The organism is Streptomyces sp. NPDC041129, from assembly GCF_055592265.1.
Map to the genome: position 1 here is coordinate 575,361 of NZ_JBVIYV010000002.1, position 16,476 is coordinate 591,836.

General features: G+C 69.9%; 15 protein-coding genes. 8 read left to right on the forward strand and 7 right to left on the reverse strand.

The features are described from left to right. The first annotated feature begins 4 nt into the window (after window positions 1–4). Entirely contained in the window at window positions 5–628 is a 624-nt protein-coding gene (locus tag ACZ6B1_RS10810) for an OmpA family protein (RefSeq protein WP_468776849.1), read from the forward strand. A 36-nt stretch (window positions 629–664) separates the two neighbouring features. Here the strand turns inward: ACZ6B1_RS10810 and ACZ6B1_RS10815 are convergent, their stop codons facing one another. Then, window positions 665–1,039, reverse strand: coding sequence for a DUF192 domain-containing protein (locus tag ACZ6B1_RS10815; RefSeq protein ID WP_468776851.1), 375 nt, complete (start codon window positions 1,037–1,039; stop codon window positions 665–667). Window positions 1,040–1,149: 110 nt separating this feature from the next. Between ACZ6B1_RS10815 and ACZ6B1_RS10820 the strand changes: the two genes are divergently transcribed. After that, on the forward strand, window positions 1,150–2,022 hold the full coding sequence (locus tag ACZ6B1_RS10820; RefSeq protein WP_468776853.1) for an LLM class flavin-dependent oxidoreductase: 873 nt from the start codon (window positions 1,150–1,152) through the stop codon (window positions 2,020–2,022). A gap of 53 nt (window positions 2,023–2,075) precedes the next feature. After that, window positions 2,076–2,561 carry a GNAT family N-acetyltransferase gene (locus ACZ6B1_RS10825; protein ID WP_468776854.1) on the forward strand — a complete coding sequence of 162 codons (486 nt, stop codon included), beginning with the start codon at window positions 2,076–2,078 and terminating at the stop codon, window positions 2,559–2,561. Between the two features lie 25 nt (window positions 2,562–2,586). Here ACZ6B1_RS10825 and ACZ6B1_RS10830 read toward each other — a convergent pair whose 3' ends face one another. After that, window positions 2,587–3,096: a DinB family protein gene (locus ACZ6B1_RS10830; protein ID WP_468776856.1), complete on the reverse strand. Its 510-nt coding sequence runs from the start codon at window positions 3,094–3,096 to the stop codon at window positions 2,587–2,589. 53 nt (window positions 3,097–3,149) lie between these two features. Here ACZ6B1_RS10830 and ACZ6B1_RS10835 point away from each other — a divergent pair, with 53 nt between their 5' ends. From ACZ6B1_RS10835 to ACZ6B1_RS10855, 5 genes are all read left to right on the forward strand, one after another. Then, a complete protein-coding gene (locus ACZ6B1_RS10835) occupies window positions 3,150–3,944 on the forward strand; it encodes a class I SAM-dependent methyltransferase (RefSeq protein ID WP_468776858.1) in 795 nt (264 codons plus the stop codon). A 620-nt stretch (window positions 3,945–4,564) separates the two neighbouring features. Then, window positions 4,565–5,338 carry an isoprenyl transferase gene (locus ACZ6B1_RS10840; RefSeq protein ID WP_351662244.1) on the forward strand — a complete coding sequence of 258 codons (774 nt, stop codon included), beginning with the start codon at window positions 4,565–4,567 and terminating at the stop codon, window positions 5,336–5,338. Between the two features lie 385 nt (window positions 5,339–5,723). Next, on the forward strand, window positions 5,724–7,049 hold the full coding sequence (locus ACZ6B1_RS10845) for a PhoH family protein (protein ID WP_468776859.1): 1,326 nt from the start codon (window positions 5,724–5,726) through the stop codon (window positions 7,047–7,049). A gap of 428 nt (window positions 7,050–7,477) precedes the next feature. Beyond that, window positions 7,478–8,173: an aggregation-promoting factor C-terminal-like domain-containing protein gene (locus ACZ6B1_RS10850; RefSeq protein WP_199211821.1), complete on the forward strand. Its 696-nt coding sequence runs from the start codon at window positions 7,478–7,480 to the stop codon at window positions 8,171–8,173. A gap of 167 nt (window positions 8,174–8,340) precedes the next feature. Next, window positions 8,341–9,726 carry an AI-2E family transporter gene (locus ACZ6B1_RS10855; RefSeq protein ID WP_468776861.1) on the forward strand — a complete coding sequence of 462 codons (1,386 nt, stop codon included), beginning with the start codon at window positions 8,341–8,343 and terminating at the stop codon, window positions 9,724–9,726. Here the strand turns inward: ACZ6B1_RS10855 and ACZ6B1_RS10860 are convergent. The 5 genes from ACZ6B1_RS10860 to ACZ6B1_RS10880 form a co-directional block, all read right to left on the reverse strand. After that, window positions 9,682–10,134 (reverse strand): hypothetical protein, encoded by a 453-nt coding sequence (locus tag ACZ6B1_RS10860; protein WP_468776863.1) that lies wholly within the window; start codon window positions 10,132–10,134, stop codon window positions 9,682–9,684. The genes ACZ6B1_RS10855 and ACZ6B1_RS10860 overlap by 45 nt on opposite strands. Before the next feature lie 99 nt (window positions 10,135–10,233). Next, a complete protein-coding gene (locus ACZ6B1_RS10865) occupies window positions 10,234–14,193 on the reverse strand; it encodes an SGNH/GDSL hydrolase family protein (RefSeq protein WP_468776864.1) in 3,960 nt (1,319 codons plus the stop codon). Between the two features lie 249 nt (window positions 14,194–14,442). Further along, entirely contained in the window at window positions 14,443–14,982 is a 540-nt protein-coding gene (locus ACZ6B1_RS10870; RefSeq protein ID WP_468776866.1) for a hypothetical protein, read from the reverse strand. Between the two features lie 325 nt (window positions 14,983–15,307). Then, a complete protein-coding gene (locus ACZ6B1_RS10875) occupies window positions 15,308–15,850 on the reverse strand; it encodes an alkyl hydroperoxide reductase (protein ID WP_390051175.1) in 543 nt (180 codons plus the stop codon). Between the two features lie 3 nt (window positions 15,851–15,853). Further along, window positions 15,854–16,408, reverse strand: coding sequence for a peroxiredoxin (locus ACZ6B1_RS10880; protein WP_359545496.1), 555 nt, complete (start codon window positions 16,406–16,408; stop codon window positions 15,854–15,856). Window positions 16,409–16,476 lie beyond the last annotated feature (68 nt).

Genomic DNA, 16,476 nt, shown 5'->3' on the forward strand with positions numbered 1-16,476 from the left:
CAAAGTGACCACCACACCCCGCCTCACCCTCACCCTCACCACAGCCCTCCTCCTCGCCGCCGCCAACCTCTCCCTGGCCCGCGCCGACGACACCTCCCCCAGCGAACCCCCGGGCACGGAACCCTCCGCCACCGCCCCCGTGGAAGTCGACCCCACCGACCCGGACCTCAAGCTTCCCGAGGGGGCCACCCTCGCCGAGTCCAAGGTGCTGGACATCAAGTCGGTCGTCGAGGACCAGAGCGGGGACGAGCGGCGGGAGGACACCAACGCCGACGTCACCTTCGCCCTCCAGGCCGAGGTCCTCTTCGGCAAGGACAGCGCCAAGCTGAGCGGCGAGGCCAAGGCCCGTATCGCGACGATCGCCGATGAGATCAAGAAGCAGAACGCGCCCCGGGTCCGCGTCTTCGGCTTCACCGACGACCTCGGCTCCTCCGCCCACGGCGACGTCCTGTCCAGGCAGCGCGCCAACGCCGTACAGGCCGTCCTCGACCAGGACCTGAACGACCCGAGCGTCACCTTCGAGGTGCGCGGCTACGGCGAGCAGTACCCGATCGCCGACAACTCGACGGAGGCGGGCAGGAAGAAGAACCGCCGGGTGGAGGTCTCCTTCCCGCGCACGGAGAACTAGGAGTCCCCGGCCGCTCCGCGCCACGAGGCCCGGCACCTACGCCGGCTCCACCTCGATCCCGACCCGTGCCCCCGCCGCCAGCCCCCACCCCGCCATGGCCCCCGCCTCCGCCTCCAGGACATGGCGGGCCCGGAGCCGGGGCAGGCCCAGGCGGCCGGGGTGCATCGTGTGGACGGCCAGGACGGTGAGGCGGCGGTCCAGGTAGGCGACGTCGATGGGGAAGCGCATGCGGAAGGTGTGCACGCTGCTCGCGGGGGACAGCAGCATCGCCCCGGTGAGCGAGTCACGGCCCAGCAGACCCCTCGTCCGCGCCCGGTAGGACGTCGCCATCTCCAGCGGGACGGTGACCGCCGCCCCGCCCCCGCTCGGCCGGATCACCAGCCTCCCCCGCCCGTTCCGCCAACGCGCCATCCCCAGCCCACCTCCGCGGGTGACCGTACCCGGGAGAGGGAAGGAGAAGCGCCAACAGCGGTGCCCGTAAAGGAGTTGTCCCGTTCGACGCCGCGCACTAGGAAGGCCCTATGACTGGACTAGGCGCGGTGTTCCGACCTCAGCTTCCTCCCGAGCGGCTTCGTGAAGTGGCCCGGGCCGCGGAGGAGTCGGGGCTCGGGGAGCTGTGGTTGTGGGAGGACTGCTTCCTGGAGGGAGGGGTGTCGACGGCCGCCGCCGCGCTCGCCTGGACCGAGCGGTTGCGGGTCGGGATCGGTCTGCTGCCCGTGCCGCTCAGGAACGTGGCCGTCACCGCCATGGAGGCCGCCTCGCTCGAGCGGATGTTCCCCGGCCGGGCCGTCCTGACCGTGGGCCACGGCGTCCAGGACTGGATGGGGCAGGTCGGCGCACGGGCCGCCTCGCCCCTCACCCTGCTGGGTGAGCATCTCGACGCCCTGCGCGCCCTGCTGCGCGGCGAGCGGGTCAGCGTGAGCGGACGGTACGTCCGGCTGGACGACGTCGCTCTCGACTGGCCCCCGGAGCGGCCGCTCGGCGTGCTGGCCGGCGCCACCGGCCCCCGAACGCTCCGTCTCGCCGGGCAGAAGGCCGACGGCGTCCTCCTCACCGCCTCCACCTCACCGGACGGCGTACGGCAGGCCCGGCGGATCATCGACGAGGCGCGCCGGGAGGCGGGTCGCGGCGGACCGTACCGGCTCGTCGCGAACCTCCTCACCGCCACCGGGCCGGACGCCGCCGCACGACTGCGGGCGGAACTCGTCACCGAGGGGCTGGAGTCGGTCCCGGACCTCGGTGTCGCGGGGGACGCGGTGGCCGTGGCCGCGGCGGTGCGCCGGATCGCCGAGGCCGGTGCAGACACCGTCGTCCTGCAGCCGACGGGTGACGAACCGGACCCCGAGGGCTTCGTGCGCTTCGCCGCGCGGGAGGTCCGGCCCCTCCTGCCGTAGCGGAGCCGTGGAAGGAGGGGGCGTTGTCAGTGGCGGCTGCCACACTGCACGGCATGACCGACGAACACGACGATGTGCGTCTGCGTGAAGTCAGGGACGACGACCTCCACGTCCTCCACGCCTACGAGAACGACCCGGAGGCCGTCCGGCGGTCGAAGTTCACTCCCCGGCCGCTGGACGCCTTCCTCGAGCACTGGCGGGAGCGGATCATCCGCGACCCCGACAGCCTGGTGCGCACGGTCACCGTCGACGGCGAGGTGGCCGGCAGCGTCGTCTCCTGGACCGCGAAGGACGGGCGCAGATTCGTCGGCTACTGGCTCGGCCGCCCGTACTGGGCGCGCGGCGTGGGAACCCGCGCCCTCGGCCTCTTCCTGGAGCTGGAGCGGGTGCGCCCCCTGTACGCCGACCCCTTCTCCGGGAACACCGCCTCGGTCCGCCTGCTGGAGAAGCACGGCTTCGAACACGTCGGCACGGACCGGGACGGCGACGACGTGTTCGTCGTGCTCGCCCTCCGGCGCCCTGCCGCGGAAGGCCGGTGACGGACCCCGCACCGGCCACCGGCGATCAGCCGGCCGCCGGGCGGTGCGCGCCCGTGGCCCCGTCGATCAGTTCGCGCAGGATGTCCATGTGGCCGGCGTGCCGGGCCGTTTCCGTGGTCATGTGGACGAGGGTCCAGCGCAGGGAGACGGACTGGTCCCGCCAGGAGGGGCGGCCCAGGGTGTCCAGGGGCAGGTCGGCGATCATCCGGTCGGCGGCGGCGCGGGCGCGGCCGTAGAAGGCGACGATCCGGTCCGTCGTCTCGTCCGGAGCGATCCGCATGTCCTCGCCCTCGTACGGGTCGAACCACAGGGGCTCCGGCTCGCCGCCGAACGTCTCCACGAACCAGCCGTACTCGACCGAGGCCAGGTGCTTGACCAGGCCGAGCAGGGTGGTTCCGGTCGGCGTCATGGGGCGGCGCACTTGTTCGTCGTCCAAGCCGTCGAGCTTCCAGAGCACGGCGTCCCGGTGGCGGTCCAGGCTCGCGCGCAGGATGTCCTTCTCTTCCGCGGCACCATCGGCGGGTGAGTTCGTCATGGACGCGGAAATTAACAGGACCCTGTGACAACGAGGCTGCGACGATGGCGTCCATGACAGAGAAGGGCTCCTTCCGCGCCTTCGAGGACCTCGTGGCCGAGGGCGCCGCCGTGCCCACCGAGGGCTGGGACTTCTCCTGGTTCGAGGGGCGGGCCAGTGAGGCTCGGCCCTCCTGGGGGTACGCCCGTTCGGCGGGGGAGCGGCTGGGGCGGGCCGAGTCCGCGCTGGACGTCCAGACCGGGGGCGGGGAGGTGCTCGACTTCGCCCTGGGCGGGGCTGGGACGGACCGGCCGCACCTCGTCGCCGCCACGGAGGGGTGGCCGCCGAACGTCGCCAAGGCCACCGCCCTGCTGCGGCCGCGTGGCGTGGTGGTCGTGGCGGCCCCCGACGATGCGCCGCTGCCGTTCGCCGACGAGTCGTTCGACCTGGTGCTCAGCCGGCACCCGGTGACCCCGCACTGGGCGGAGATCGCCCGGGTGCTGCGGCCGGGCGGTACGTACTTCGCCCAGCATGTCGGGCCCGGCAGCGTGTTCGAGCTGGTCGAGTACTTCCTCGGGCCCCAGCCGGAGTCCGTGCGCCGGGGCCGTGATCCCGAGGGCGAGCGGAAGGACGCGGAGGCGGCCGGGCTCGAGGTCGTGGACCTGCGGGCGGAGCGGCTGCGGATGGAGTTCCACGACATCGCCGCCGTCGTGCACTTCCTGCGCAAGGTGGTCTGGATGGTCCCGGGCTTCACCGTCGAGGCGTACGAGCCCCAACTCCGCGCCCTGCACGAGCGGATCGGGGAGGAGGGGCCGTTCGTGGCGCACAGCGCGCGGCACCTCTTCGATGTCCGGAAGCCGGCCTCCTGAAAAGAAGGAGAAACGGGGCATGTCGTCCACCGGTTCATCTGCGTTTCCCTCGGGGTTTTCACATCGTTATCGGGGGCGGTTCACATCCGTCTCATCCGTCACGTAGGTTCAGGCCAAGGTAATTCGCGTCAGCAAAGCTGCGCGGGCGGCACCGCGCGGTGGAGGGGGCTGCGCGGTGCCGCGACGCCCGCCGGATCCGCGGCGGGACCGTCAAGCCGCCGTTCGCTCGCCGGGTAGTCCGTCGGAGGGACCCGGGGACAACTCGCCGAGCGTTCACCAAGACGGCCCAAACCCTCTTGATCTCGCCGATCGCCACCCGATTCCCTGAGAATCCGCTGTGAATCGGCCATGAGACACCCCTGAATCCAGCGTTCCGCGCACACCTCGGCGTCGCCGGTCGATTCCGGAGAGTAGTTGTGGCACGCCGATGCACGCGTCCGCCCTCACGAAGGGTTATGGTGGAAACCCCCCCTCGGGCCGGTCCGTCTCCCCCCCACGGACCGGCCCGTTTTTTCTTCGGGAACCACCCGGCGGAGGGCCGGCGTCCCCACCCCGGGGGGCGAGCCGCCGGCGGCGGTACCCTCGAAACCCGCCCAGACAAACCCCGAAGGGTCTCTCCCGTGAACCTGCGCGACAAGCTGCGTGGCCTGCTCGTCGGGCTCTACGCGCGCCGGGTGGAAGGTCACCTGGACCACGCTCAGGTGCCCAAGCACATCGGCGTCATCATGGACGGCAACCGCCGCTGGGCGAAGGCGGCCGGTTCCACCACGGTCCACGGCCACCGGGCCGGTGCCGAGAAGATCGAGGAGTTCCTCGGCTGGTGCAGCGAGACCGATGTCGAGGTCGTCACCCTGTGGCTGCTGTCCACCGACAACTTCGACCGTCCGCAGGAGGAGCTGGTCCCGCTCCTCGGCATCATCGAGGACGTCGTCCGTACCCTTGCCGCCGACGGCCGCTGGCGGGTGCACCACGTCGGCACCCGCGACCTGCTGCCGGCCGGGATGCAGGGAGTCCTCAAGGAGGCCGAGGAGACCACCGCCCACGTGGACGGGATAGTGGTCAACGTCGCCATCGGTTACGGCGGCCGCCAGGAGATCGCCGACGCCGTGCGCTCCATGCTCCTCGACGCCCAGGACAAGGGCGCTTCGCTGGAGAGCCTCGCCGAGTCCGTCGACGTAGACATGATCGGCCGTCACCTCTACACCGGTGACCAGCCCGACCCGGACCTCGTCATCCGCACCAGCGGTGAGCAGCGGCTGTCCGGATTCATGCTCTGGCAGACGGCCCACTCCGAGTACTACTTCTGCGAGGTCTTCTGGCCGGCCTTCCGCAAGGTGGACTTCCTGCGCGCGTTGCGGGACTACGCCGCACGTCACCGCCGTTACGGCGGCTGACGCCGCACCACGCCCAGACCTCACGCCCCGCCGGCCTCCACACCGGCGGGGCGTCCCGTATACCCCGGTTGGGTGGGAAGTAACAAGGAGTTCACCGGTGCGCTGTCGGCCACTTCTGCATGGCGGCGCTTTTCGCAGGGCATAAGGCAAACAGGTCGACACCCGAACCACGGGTGTCGGATCTCAGCGGGCGGCACGGGGCCGTCCGCCCGGGAGGCCCTTTGCACCAGCCCGACCGTGCGGTCACCGTACGGAAGCAGCCGCGGAGGTCCGGTGTCCGGCCCGTCCTGCGCGGGGGCCGGGGACCGGTCGCAACGCTCCCGCCCTCCCGGCCCGGCTTCCACTTCGTCGCTCCCCGACCTCATCCGAGGGGGTACGTCCTTCCGTGGTGACCAGCACAAAGCGCCACAAGCCAGATCGGCGCACTTATGTTCTCGACACCAGCGTCCTGCTGGCCGACCCCAACGCCCTGACGCGCTTCGAGGAACACGAGGTCGTGCTCCCCGTCGTCGTGGTCACGGAGCTGGAGGCCAAGCGGCACCATCCCGAACTCGGCTACTTCGCCCGCCAGGCGCTGCGCCTGCTGGACGACTACCGGGTGAAGCACGGTCGCCTCGACGCCCCCATCCCGATCGGTGAACTGGGCGGAACCATCCGTGTCGAGCTCAACCACTCGGACCCCAGCGTGCTGCCCACCGGCTACCGCCTGGGGGACAACGACTCACGCATCCTCGCGGTGGCCCGCAACCTGCAGGCCGAGGGGTACGACGTCACCGTCGTCTCGAAGGACCTGCCGCTCCGGATCAAGGCCTCCTCGGTCGGCCTGCTGGCCGAGGAGTACCGGGCCGAGCTCGCCATCACGGAGAACTCCGGCTGGACCGGAATGTCCGAACTGACGCTTCCGGCCGAACAGGTGGACATCCTCTTCGAGGAAGGACACGTGTACGTCCCGGAGGCCTCCGCCTTCCCCGTGCACACCGGTCTGACCATCCAGTCCGAGCGCGGCAAGGCGCTCGGCCGGGTCACCGCCGAGGGCAATGTCCGGCTGGTGCGCGGCGACCGGGAGGCGTTCGGCATCAAGGGCCGCAGCGCCGAGCAGCGCATCGCGCTCGACCTGCTGCTCGACCCGGACGTCGGAATCGTCTCGATGGGCGGCCGGGCCGGCACCGGCAAGTCGGCGCTCGCGCTGTGCGCGGGCCTGGAGGCGGTCCTGGAGCGCCGTCAGCACCAGAAGGTGATGGTCTTCCGGCCGCTGTACGCGGTCGGCGGCCAGGAGCTGGGCTATCTGCCGGGCTCCGAGGCCGAGAAGATGAGCCCGTGGGCGCAGGCCGTCTTCGACACGCTCTCCGCCGTCACCAGCCGCGAGGTCATCGAGGAGGTCACCGCCCGGGGCATGCTGGAGGTCCTGCCCCTGACCCACATCCGGGGCCGCTCCCTCCACGACGCCTTCGTGATCGTCGACGAGGCGCAGTCCCTGGAACGGAACGTACTGCTGACCGTCCTGTCCCGGATCGGCGCCAATTCACGGGTCGTCCTGACCCATGACGTCGCCCAGCGGGACAATCTGCGGGTCGGCCGCTACGACGGCGTCGTGGCCGTGGTCGAGAAGCTGAAGGGGCATCCGCTCTTCGCCCATGTCACGCTGACCCGGTCCGAGAGGTCCCAGATCGCCGCCCTTGTGACCGAAATGCTCGAAGAGGGCCATATCTGACGGGAGTAGCCCCGTTGGCGCCGTCCGGCAAAGGCCAAGAGCCTAGCCGGGCGGCGCCTTCGCGTGTGGGGGTTTCCTGAAAACCCCTGGGGCAAACGAGGTGTGAGCTTTCACACGCAACTCAGAATTGCCACCCGGTGTCTGGTTACGGCAGAGTCTCACTCCTGTCAGGCCCCGCATACGACACACCTGTACCCCTGGGGGTACCCCCACGCCCTTGAGGCAGTGGGGGAGGTACGGCACCACAGAAGCAACGCTCCAACTCCATAGCGTCGTCGTATGCCGCCCGCGCACCACGCGGCGCTCCCCCTGGGGGAGTTGCCCACCGGGCCCGCGCCTCCCGTGACCCCGCAGTTGGGAGGCCAGTGCCAGGGGCACGATTGCGTCCGCCAGGGTCACCGAAGCGGGCGATGCTGGAAGGAAACCGTGTGAGCCGGATTTCGGTCCGGGGATTCGCAGTGGCCTCGGCCACCGCGGTCACCGCCGTCGGAAGCGTCGTCGGTGTTGCCTCGGGCAGCACCGCGCAGAACAACGACGCCGAGGCGACGGCAGCCGACACCACGCTCCTCGCGGACATACCCGCGGGTCAGCAGGCCCAGGTGCAGACCGCGTCCCTGACGCAGCAGGCCGACGCGCAGGCCATCGCCGCTGACGCGAGTGCCAAGAAGGACGCCGAGGAAGCCGCCCGCAAGGCAGCCGCCGAGACCGCGGTCGCCAAGAAGGCGGCGGCAGAGAAGGCGGCCGAGGCAGCCGCCAAGGAGCGCGCCGAGGCGAAGGCCGCGGCCACCCGCTCCACCCGGGACTCCTCGAGCTTCCCGGTGCAGAGCAGCTACAGCGTGGCGCAGATCCAGGCGATGGCACGTCAGATGGTGGCGGCCGACCAGTTCCAGTGCTTCAGCAACATCGTGAACCACGAGTCGAGCTGGAACTACCAGGCGGTCAACGCCTCGTCCGGTGCCTACGGCCTCTTCCAGGCCCTGCCCGCCGGCAAGTACGCCTCCGCCGGTGCCGACTGGCGGACCAACCCGGCGACCCAGATCAAGTGGGGCCTCAACTACATGAACGAGCGGTACCACAGCCCCTGTGGCGCCTGGTCGTTCTGGCAGGCCAACAGCTGGTACTAGGCCGACGGCCGGTCCAGGGCCGACCCCCGGCAGCGGGCCGGCCCCGCTCAACCCCGCGCAGCCCCTCCCCGTCCTACGGGGAGGGGCTTTCGCACTGTACGGTCGTACGCGAACGGCTCCCGGGGAGCGGTGGCGTACACCCGGGAGGCGGGGGAAGAGGACGGATCATGTCGCGAGTGCCAGGGTGGCTGGGCCGGCTGGGTGCCGGACTGACCGAGATGAGTGAGCGGTTGAACGAGCGCCGCGCCGAAGTGGAGAAGGACACCGGGTCCGACCCCGTCGCCCGCCGGAGGGCCGACCGGGCCGCCGACCCTGCGCCGCCCGCTCCCCGGCCGGCCGCACCGGCCGGGCCGCGGCCCGACCCGGCCCAGGCGGTGCCCTGGGGTGTGCGGGTCGCGGCGGAGGCGGGCTGGCGCCTGCTGGTCCTGGCCGGCACCGTGTGGGTCCTGATGCGGGTCATCAGCGCCATCCAGCTCGTCGTGTTCACCTTCGTCATCGCCCTGCTGGTCACCGCACTGCTCCAGCCGACGGTCGCCCGGCTGATGCGGCACGGGGTGCCGCGCGGCCCGGCCACCGCGCTGACCGCGATCCTCGGCTTCGTCGTCATCGGGCTGATGGGCTGGTTCGTGACCTGGCAGGTCGTGGAGAACATCGACACCCTCTCCAGCCAGATCCAGAGCGGCATCGACGACCTGCGCAACTGGCTGCTGAAGAGCCCCTTCCACGTCACCGACAAGCAGATCAACCAGATCGCCAAGAACCTCCGCGAGGCCATCGGCGCGAACACCGACCAGATAACGTCCGCGGGCCTGGAAGGTGTTCAGGTAGTCGTCGAGGCACTGACCGGCATCCTGCTGGTGTTCTTCTCGACGCTGTTCCTGCTCTACGACGGCGAGCGCATCTGGCAGTGGTCCCTGAAGCTGGTGCCCTCCGCGGCCCGCCCCGGCGTGGCCGGCGCCGGCCCGCGTGCCTGGCGCACCCTGACGGCCTACGTCCGGGGCACGGTGCTGGTGGCCCTCATCGACGCCATCTTCATCGGCATCGGCATCTACTTCCTCAACGTGCCGATGGCCGTCCCGCTGGCCGTCTTCATCTTCCTGTTCTCGTTCATCCCTCTGGTCGGCGCCGTCGCCTCCGGCGCGCTGGCGGTGATCGTGGCCCTGGTGACACAGGGCGTCTTCACCGCGCTGATGACCCTCGTGGTCGTCCTCGCCGTCCAGCAGATCGAGGGCCACGTCCTGCAGCCCTTCATCCTGGGCCGCGCGGTCCGAGTCCACCCGCTCGCCGTCGTCCTCACGGTGGCGGCCGGCGGCATGGTGGCCGGCATCGGCGGCGCGGTGGTGGCCGTACCGCTGGTGGCGGTGACGAACACGGTGGTGGGGTATCTGCGCCAGTACGCGCAGGAACCTGCGCCCGATCCGGACACAGTGCTGGTGGACTCCGAGGCGGCACCCGCGGCCGCCCAGGAAGCGGCCGGCGAGCCGTCGCGGGCGCCCTCGGAGGTGTCCTCAGCGGTAGAGGACGAGGAGGGACGCGAGCAGCAGCGCGCCTGAGGCGGAGAGCCCGAGGACGCGGAACCGGCTCCACGCCGTGAGCGCGAGGCAGCCCGACCAGACTCCGCCCACGACCATGGCGGCCCACCACCCCGCTGTCGTCTGCGCCGCCGAGAGGGGAAGCGGAGCCAGCAGGACCGTCGGAGGGATCACGGCGAGCCGGGGCCGTATCTCCAGCCGCTTGTAGACGACGATCAGCGTGATCAGGGCGACCGCGATGATCAACGGAAGGGCCGTCAGGTCCCACCAGGTGAAGCAGAGGCCGTCCGTCGTCTCGCACGCCTTGTCGCTGTGGTGCTTGACCCATGCGAGGTGGTGCACGGCACCGGCGGCCAGTACCGCGCCCGTGACGGCGGCTCCGGACACGCGCGGTGCCGCGTGCGGTGGCTCCGTGGCGAGGGTGTTCATGCCTGCAGTCTTCCTCAGTCGACGGCCGGGGGCCTGAGTGCGGATACTCAGGCCCCCGGATCGGTTGTCCGAAATCAGCGGTTCTCGATCAGCGCCCCGTCACATGCTCCTGAGGGTCTGTTCCAGTGTGTCCGCGTAGAGCCGGGCTCCCGCCGGCTTGGGGTGGAAGGACTGCATGGAGGGGTTAGGCGCCTCGTTGTCCGCCTGCTCCCGCCCGGTCTCCACGAGAGCGTGGATGCCTTCCGGATCACCGCAGGCCCCCTTGCCGTCGAAGTTCTTTCGCGGGTCGGAGAAGACCGCCCACGAACCGGCGTCCTGGGTGGCCCCGTTCATCTCGGTCGCGAGTGTGTCGGCCAGTGAACGCACCCAGTCGTTCTCCACGGTCTCGTATGCGCCGGGGAGGCAGCCGTGGTCCTTCTCCACCAGGCGCGGGTAGCCCATGAGGACGACCTTCGCGTTCTGCGCCCGGGTGTGGATGGCGTTGAGCACCTTGACGATCTGTGGCCGCACGGCGTCGTGCAGCCACGTCGGCGCCCAGTCCTTCAGGTCACCGGTGGAGCCGCTCGTCTTGTCGCCGGTCGCGGGGTCGACGTTGTCGAGTTCGGAGTACGGGCACGTGCTGAGCGACGGAACCGGCAGGTCGATGCACTTCTTCATGATGTCGGCGAAGCGTGCGTCGTTGCCGCCGATGCTGATCGTCACCAGCGTGGTGTTCTGGTCCAGGTACCCGGTGTCGATCTGGGGCACCTCGCTGGACTGACCCTCGCTGAGCACGTTGTAGGTGCGCGCTCCGGAGCAGGCCACGAAGTGGTAGTCCATCTTCGGGTCGAGGTTGTCGGACATGGCACCGATGGAGCTCGAGTATCCCGGGAGCGTCGCCTGCCTCGACCACGCCAGCTTGGAGCGGTGGCATTTGTCGATCTGCTTGTCGCTCAGCTTGTCGGGGTGGTCGGTCTCCGCGTACAGGTCGGCGCCGCCGGGCGCGGTGGCGCCTTCACCCGACGAGTAGGAGTCGCCCATCGCGACGACGGAGTTGGCCGGCTTGCCCGCGAGCGGCTGGAAGGCGACCGCCCCCCAGGCGATGTCCTCGTCGGCGGTTCCGTCCTCGGTCACGTTCGACAGCTCCACCCGCGGGGTGCCGGTGAAGTGGAACGCGCCGAGGCTGACCCAGCCCCCCGCGCGTTGCAGCACGACCCGCTTGGGGCTCTTGCTGTCCGTGCCGAGCACGTTGTAGGAGGCCTGCCGCGTCTGGGCGCCGGTGTCGGGAAGGTGCACCAGGACGCGTGCCCAGTTCAGGCTCTGGCCGAGGGTCCAGGTGCCGTCGACGGTCATGTAGCCGTTGGGGCCACCGAAGTGGTCGGCGTCGCGTGTGTGGGTGTACCAGTAGTGGCCGCCGTAGCCGCCGCCCACCGAGTGCAGGTCGGCCTTCGCCTGGTATCGGCCTTCTGTGCCCGGGTTGAAGGAGAACTGGAAACTTCCCGCGGAGGAGACCGTCGCGCAGTCGCTCTGGTCGCTCCAGGTCGGTGTTCCGTTCGGGACGGAGGCGACGACCTTGGAACCGGCCGGGGCGCCGGAGCACACCGGCGTGCCGTTCTTGAGGCGGTAGCCGCGTCCCGGTTCCTGCACCAGGGACTGGTACTTGATGTTCTCGTGGCCGCAGGTGGCGGCGCAGTCGCTCTTCCAGGTCACATTGGGCTGGTTCCACCAGTACTGCGCGTAGCACTCGGCGTCCGGGCACTTCGGCGGCGTGTCGGGGTCGCAGCCGTTCTTGGAGTTGCAGAACGCGTCGAGCGAGGGCTGAACGTGCACCCGGTTGTATCGAGCGCTGCCTTCGTACAGGTAGGGCTGGTCCGATCCGTTCCAGTAGGCCGGGCGGAAGCCGGCGGAGGAGAAACCGGACTCACCCGGCCAGTCCTGGCGGCCCGAGGTCGCGTAGGAGAAGCCGGTGTCCATGGACCAGGCGGACCAGCCCATCACCTTGACCTCGTACGGCCAGTCCTGCGGATGAGCCGCGTCCTTGACGGCGTACGGGTCCACGTCGGTGTTCATGAACGGACGGCCCCAGCCCTTGGCGTAGATCGGGTTGGCCGGGTTGTTGTACCAGCCGAGGCCCCAGTGCCCCGCGTGCTTCCCGGCCTCGGAGGGCGGGTTGAACCCGAGGTTGTAGTTCCAGACGGCGGTGAACCAGTTCTCCACGTAGGCCGGGTCGTCGTTGTTGACGGTGATCTTCTGGCCGGCCTTGTGGACCTCGTTCCACTTGTCGGCGAGGATCTTCAGGGAAGCGGCGATGTTCGTCGCGTAGTCGATCGCGACGAGTTTCTGCAGAGCCGGGGACAGGCTGGTCTCGTGGTCCTTCTCGTGACCGGCCATGCGCATGCCGTCGGTCACCTGGCCGACGCCGTACCCGCAGTCCGACTTGTCCCAGTTGATCTGCCAGTACGCGGCCGGGTCGTTCGGGTCGGCCTTGTGGCCGTAGTAGCCGTCGACGGCCGCCAGGGGGTTGCCCATCTGCCCGGGTACCGACCCGCCCTCGGCCTGCCACATGTTCGACTCCTGGGCCATGATGCCGAGGAGCACGTTGACCGGGATCCTGCCGCCGCCCGTCAGCTTCGGCAGCGGGAACAGGGACTGCGGGTCGATGGTGCCCAGACCGGCCTGGCCGCGGTATCCGCCCTGGCGGATATAGCTCGCGCTCAGATTGCCGCGCACCGCCATGTCGACGGCCCACTCGACCTGGTTCGGCGTCGGCTGCAGGGCCTGAGCCTTCATGTCGTTGCGGGACACGGCGCACCAGCGGTCGTCGTCCGTCGGGGAGCTCGCGGTCAGGCCCGCCTTCGAGGAGGCGCCCCGCGGCCGGTGGGTCCCGGTGGCCGCGGCCAGGGCCGGGGAGGGATCGTTCCCCGAGCCGTTGACGGCGTCGTGCAGCACGCTCTGGGTCAGCTTCGTCCCGGTGGTGGTGGCGGTGCTGGTGACCGTCAGCGCCTTGTCGCCCTCGTCGGCCGGCGTCGCCGTGCGCGAGTCGGGTTCCCCGGACTTCGTGAAGCCCTTGCCCGCGCCCTTGATGTGCGTCAGGCCGGCGCGGACACCGGGCGTGAGCACGGGCTCGACGGCGAGCCTGCCCTGGGAGGACACATCGGTGCCGGCCGGGGCGTTCAGACGGGTGACGCCGGTTCCCGCGGTGGCGGGAGAGCCCTTGGGGTGGCCGGTGAGGAAGACCCGGCCGCCGTCGCCCGGCATGAGGTCGAGGTCGCCGAGCCTGCCCGAGGCGATGCTCTTCGGCTTGCCGCGGCCGGTGAACAGCTTGGCGTGCGCCGTGGACTCGCCCTTGCGGTCGACGAAGGCGATACCGCCGTCGGCGGCGGGCCGGATGTCGAACGGGGCACTGTCCGCGTCCGCGAGGTTCTTCACCTTGCCGGAGCGGTCGAGGTGGATAAGGCGGCTGCCGAGCGCGGCGACCGCGCCGTCCTTCACCGGCACGGCGCTCGTGATCTCACCGCGCGCCGCCGCAGTGCCCGTCGTCCTCCCGGACACGTTCACGGTGATCACACGGGTCCGCGTGCTCGCGGCGTCGTTCATGTCCCGGAAGCCGGTGAACGCGGCCTGGTGGGTGGTCGTGTTGCAGGACGGGTCGAAGTAGGCCAGCGACGCGGTGAAGGGCAGCTTGGTCACCTTGCCGGTCGTCAGATCGACGACGGCGGCGAAGGCGCCGCCCTGCATCAGGTCGGGCTTGTTGGTGAAACCGCGCGGCGCGTAGACGACGGCCGCGTGCGAGCGGTCCATCAGGCACTGGTTGCCGATCCACGAGTCCGCCGGCATGCCCGGTTCCGACAGCAGCGCGACGGTCTTCCACGCGTAGGCCTTGGAGCTGTCGGCGACGAGGATCCGCAGACCGTCGGCGTCTGCGGCGGCGGTGACCGCGCGGTCGGGACTGTTCTGCCAGCCCTTGCCGAGCTGCCCGCCCGGGTTCCGTACCGCGCCGGAGGGTGCGGGCGGTGGCGGGGTGGTGCGGGCGGAGGGGTGGGACGCCGGAGTGGCGCCGGCGGGTGCCGCCTGAAGCATGCCGCCGGTCACAGCGGCGCAGGCCACGAGGGCCACCAGGGGCGCGCGAGTTCGTCTCTTGGAGCGCAAAGGAGCTTTCCCCGTATTTCATTGAGTTGTTTCCGTGCCTTTCCGGGCACGGGCGAACGCCCCTCCGCCCGGGGCGGGACAGCCCTGCGGGACGGATGGCGGTGGGAATTCGAATTCAGCGATCCGGGACTCCGCGCGTGCGACGCGCGAAGTCCCGGTGCACCGTTCGGGCAGTGCCTGCTAGTTGCAGTTCGTGCTGTCCTGAACGTTGTTGACGATGTACGTGCTCGAGCTGGAGCTGGTCTTCATCAGCGAGGTGACCGTGCCGCAGCCGCCGTGGTTGCGGTAGACGGGGCCCGCGTACTGGGAGTAGGTGCCCGCGTCGCTCGCGCAGCCCTCCGCCGTGTAGTTCGAGCAGAGCTTGATCTTCATCCACTTCGCGCCCGACGTGTTGTTGTCGAGGATGGCGCAGGTGGGAGCGTCGTTGCTGGCGGGGTTGTCGCCCTTGACGTAGACGAAGAGAGTCGCCTTGCGCGACGCGTCGGGCAGGATGTCCGCCTTGTAGAGCTTGTATCCCGTACCGCAGACGGTCGCGCCCGCGGCGGCGGCGGTGGGCTGCGCCGCCGCGATCGCGTCGGTGTGCCTGTCGGCCTTGACGGAGATGGCGGGCACCGGCTGGTCGGTGGCGGCGACCTGCGGTGCGGTCACACCGAGGAGGCCCAGGCCGGCCGCGGTGGCGGCGAGCGCGGTCCTCGCCGAGACACGGAATCGAATGGACATGCGTCCCCCCATGGAATGCATTTGAGCTGCATTTGAGCTGCCGTCGGAAAGTCAGGCCGACGGCATAAATGTGGTCCCGGGGAGCTAATCAGATCCTCTTTGCGACTGTCGAACAGTAATTCGGAAGCAAAGTGGAGCTTTGTATTCCGCTATGACTCTGGGCGTGCGGAGCTTCTTCGCATGAAGGGGTGAACCGGGCATCGTCCGGAGGCTTGTTCACTCATGGTTTCCGGCCCGGAGCGGAGGGAGTAGTTCTTGTCACACCATCGAACGCACGACGGCCCCCGCCCATCGGATGGGCGGGGGCCGTGATGTTCCGGAGCGGTTACTCGGCCGCCTGGGCCAGGGCCGCCTCCGCGTCGAGGGTCACGCCGACGGCCTGGACCACGGACGCGATCTTGAACGCCTCCTGGACCACGTCGCGCTCGACGCCGGCCTTGCGCAGCACCTGCTCGTGCGAGTCGAGGCACATGCCGCAGCCGTTGATCGCGGAGACCGCGAAGGACCACAGCTCGAAGTCGACCTTCTCCACGCCCGGGTTGCCGATGACGTTCATCCGCAGACCGGCGCGCAGGGTGCCGTACTCGTGGTCGGACAGCAGGTGCCGGGTGCGGTAGAAGACGTTGTTCATCGCCATCACCGCGGCCGCGGCCTTGGCGGCCGTGTACGCCTCCGGCGACAGGTTCGCCTTCGCCTCCGGCTCCAGCTCACGCAGCACGATCGGGGAACGGGAGGCGATGGCGGTCGCCAGCACCGTGCCCCAGAGCTGCTGGGCCGGCAGGTCGGAGTTGCCGATGACCGAACCCAGGTTGAGCTTCAGGTCCTTGGCGTAGTCCGGGACGCGGGACTTCAGCGAGTCGAGCGACATGGGTCACTCACCGGCCAGCAGCGCGACCGGGTCGAGCGTCTCGTCGCCCTTGCTCCAGTTGCAGGGGCACAGCTCGTCCGTCTGCAGGGCGTCGAGGACCCGCAGGACCTCCTTGGGGTTACGGCCGACGGAGCCGGCGGTCACCATGGAGAACTGGATCTCGTTGTTCTGGTCGACGATGAAGACGGCGCGCTTGGCGAAGCCGTCCTCGCCCTCGATGCCCAGCTCGCGCATCAGCTCGTGCTTGGAGTCGGCCATCATCGGGAAGGGCAGGTCACGAAGGTCGTCGTGGTCCTTGCGCCAGGCGTGGTGGACGAACTCGGAGTCACCGGAGAAGCCGAGGATCTGGGCGTCGCGGTCGGCGAACTCGTCGTTCAGCTTGCCGAAGGCGGCGATCTCGGTCGGGCACACGAAGGTGAAGTCCTTGGGCCAGGCGAAAACGATCTTCCACTTGCCCTCGTAGGTCTTGTGGTTGATCGTGTCGAACTCCGCGCCCTTCTCCAGCGAGACGCAGGCGGTCAGTTCGAACTCGGGGAACTTGTCACCGACAGTGAGCACACGCTCTCCTTGCAGCGAGGGAGCGCCCGGATCGCGGGCACTACCCATGGGTTGGACTTTGTCGATGT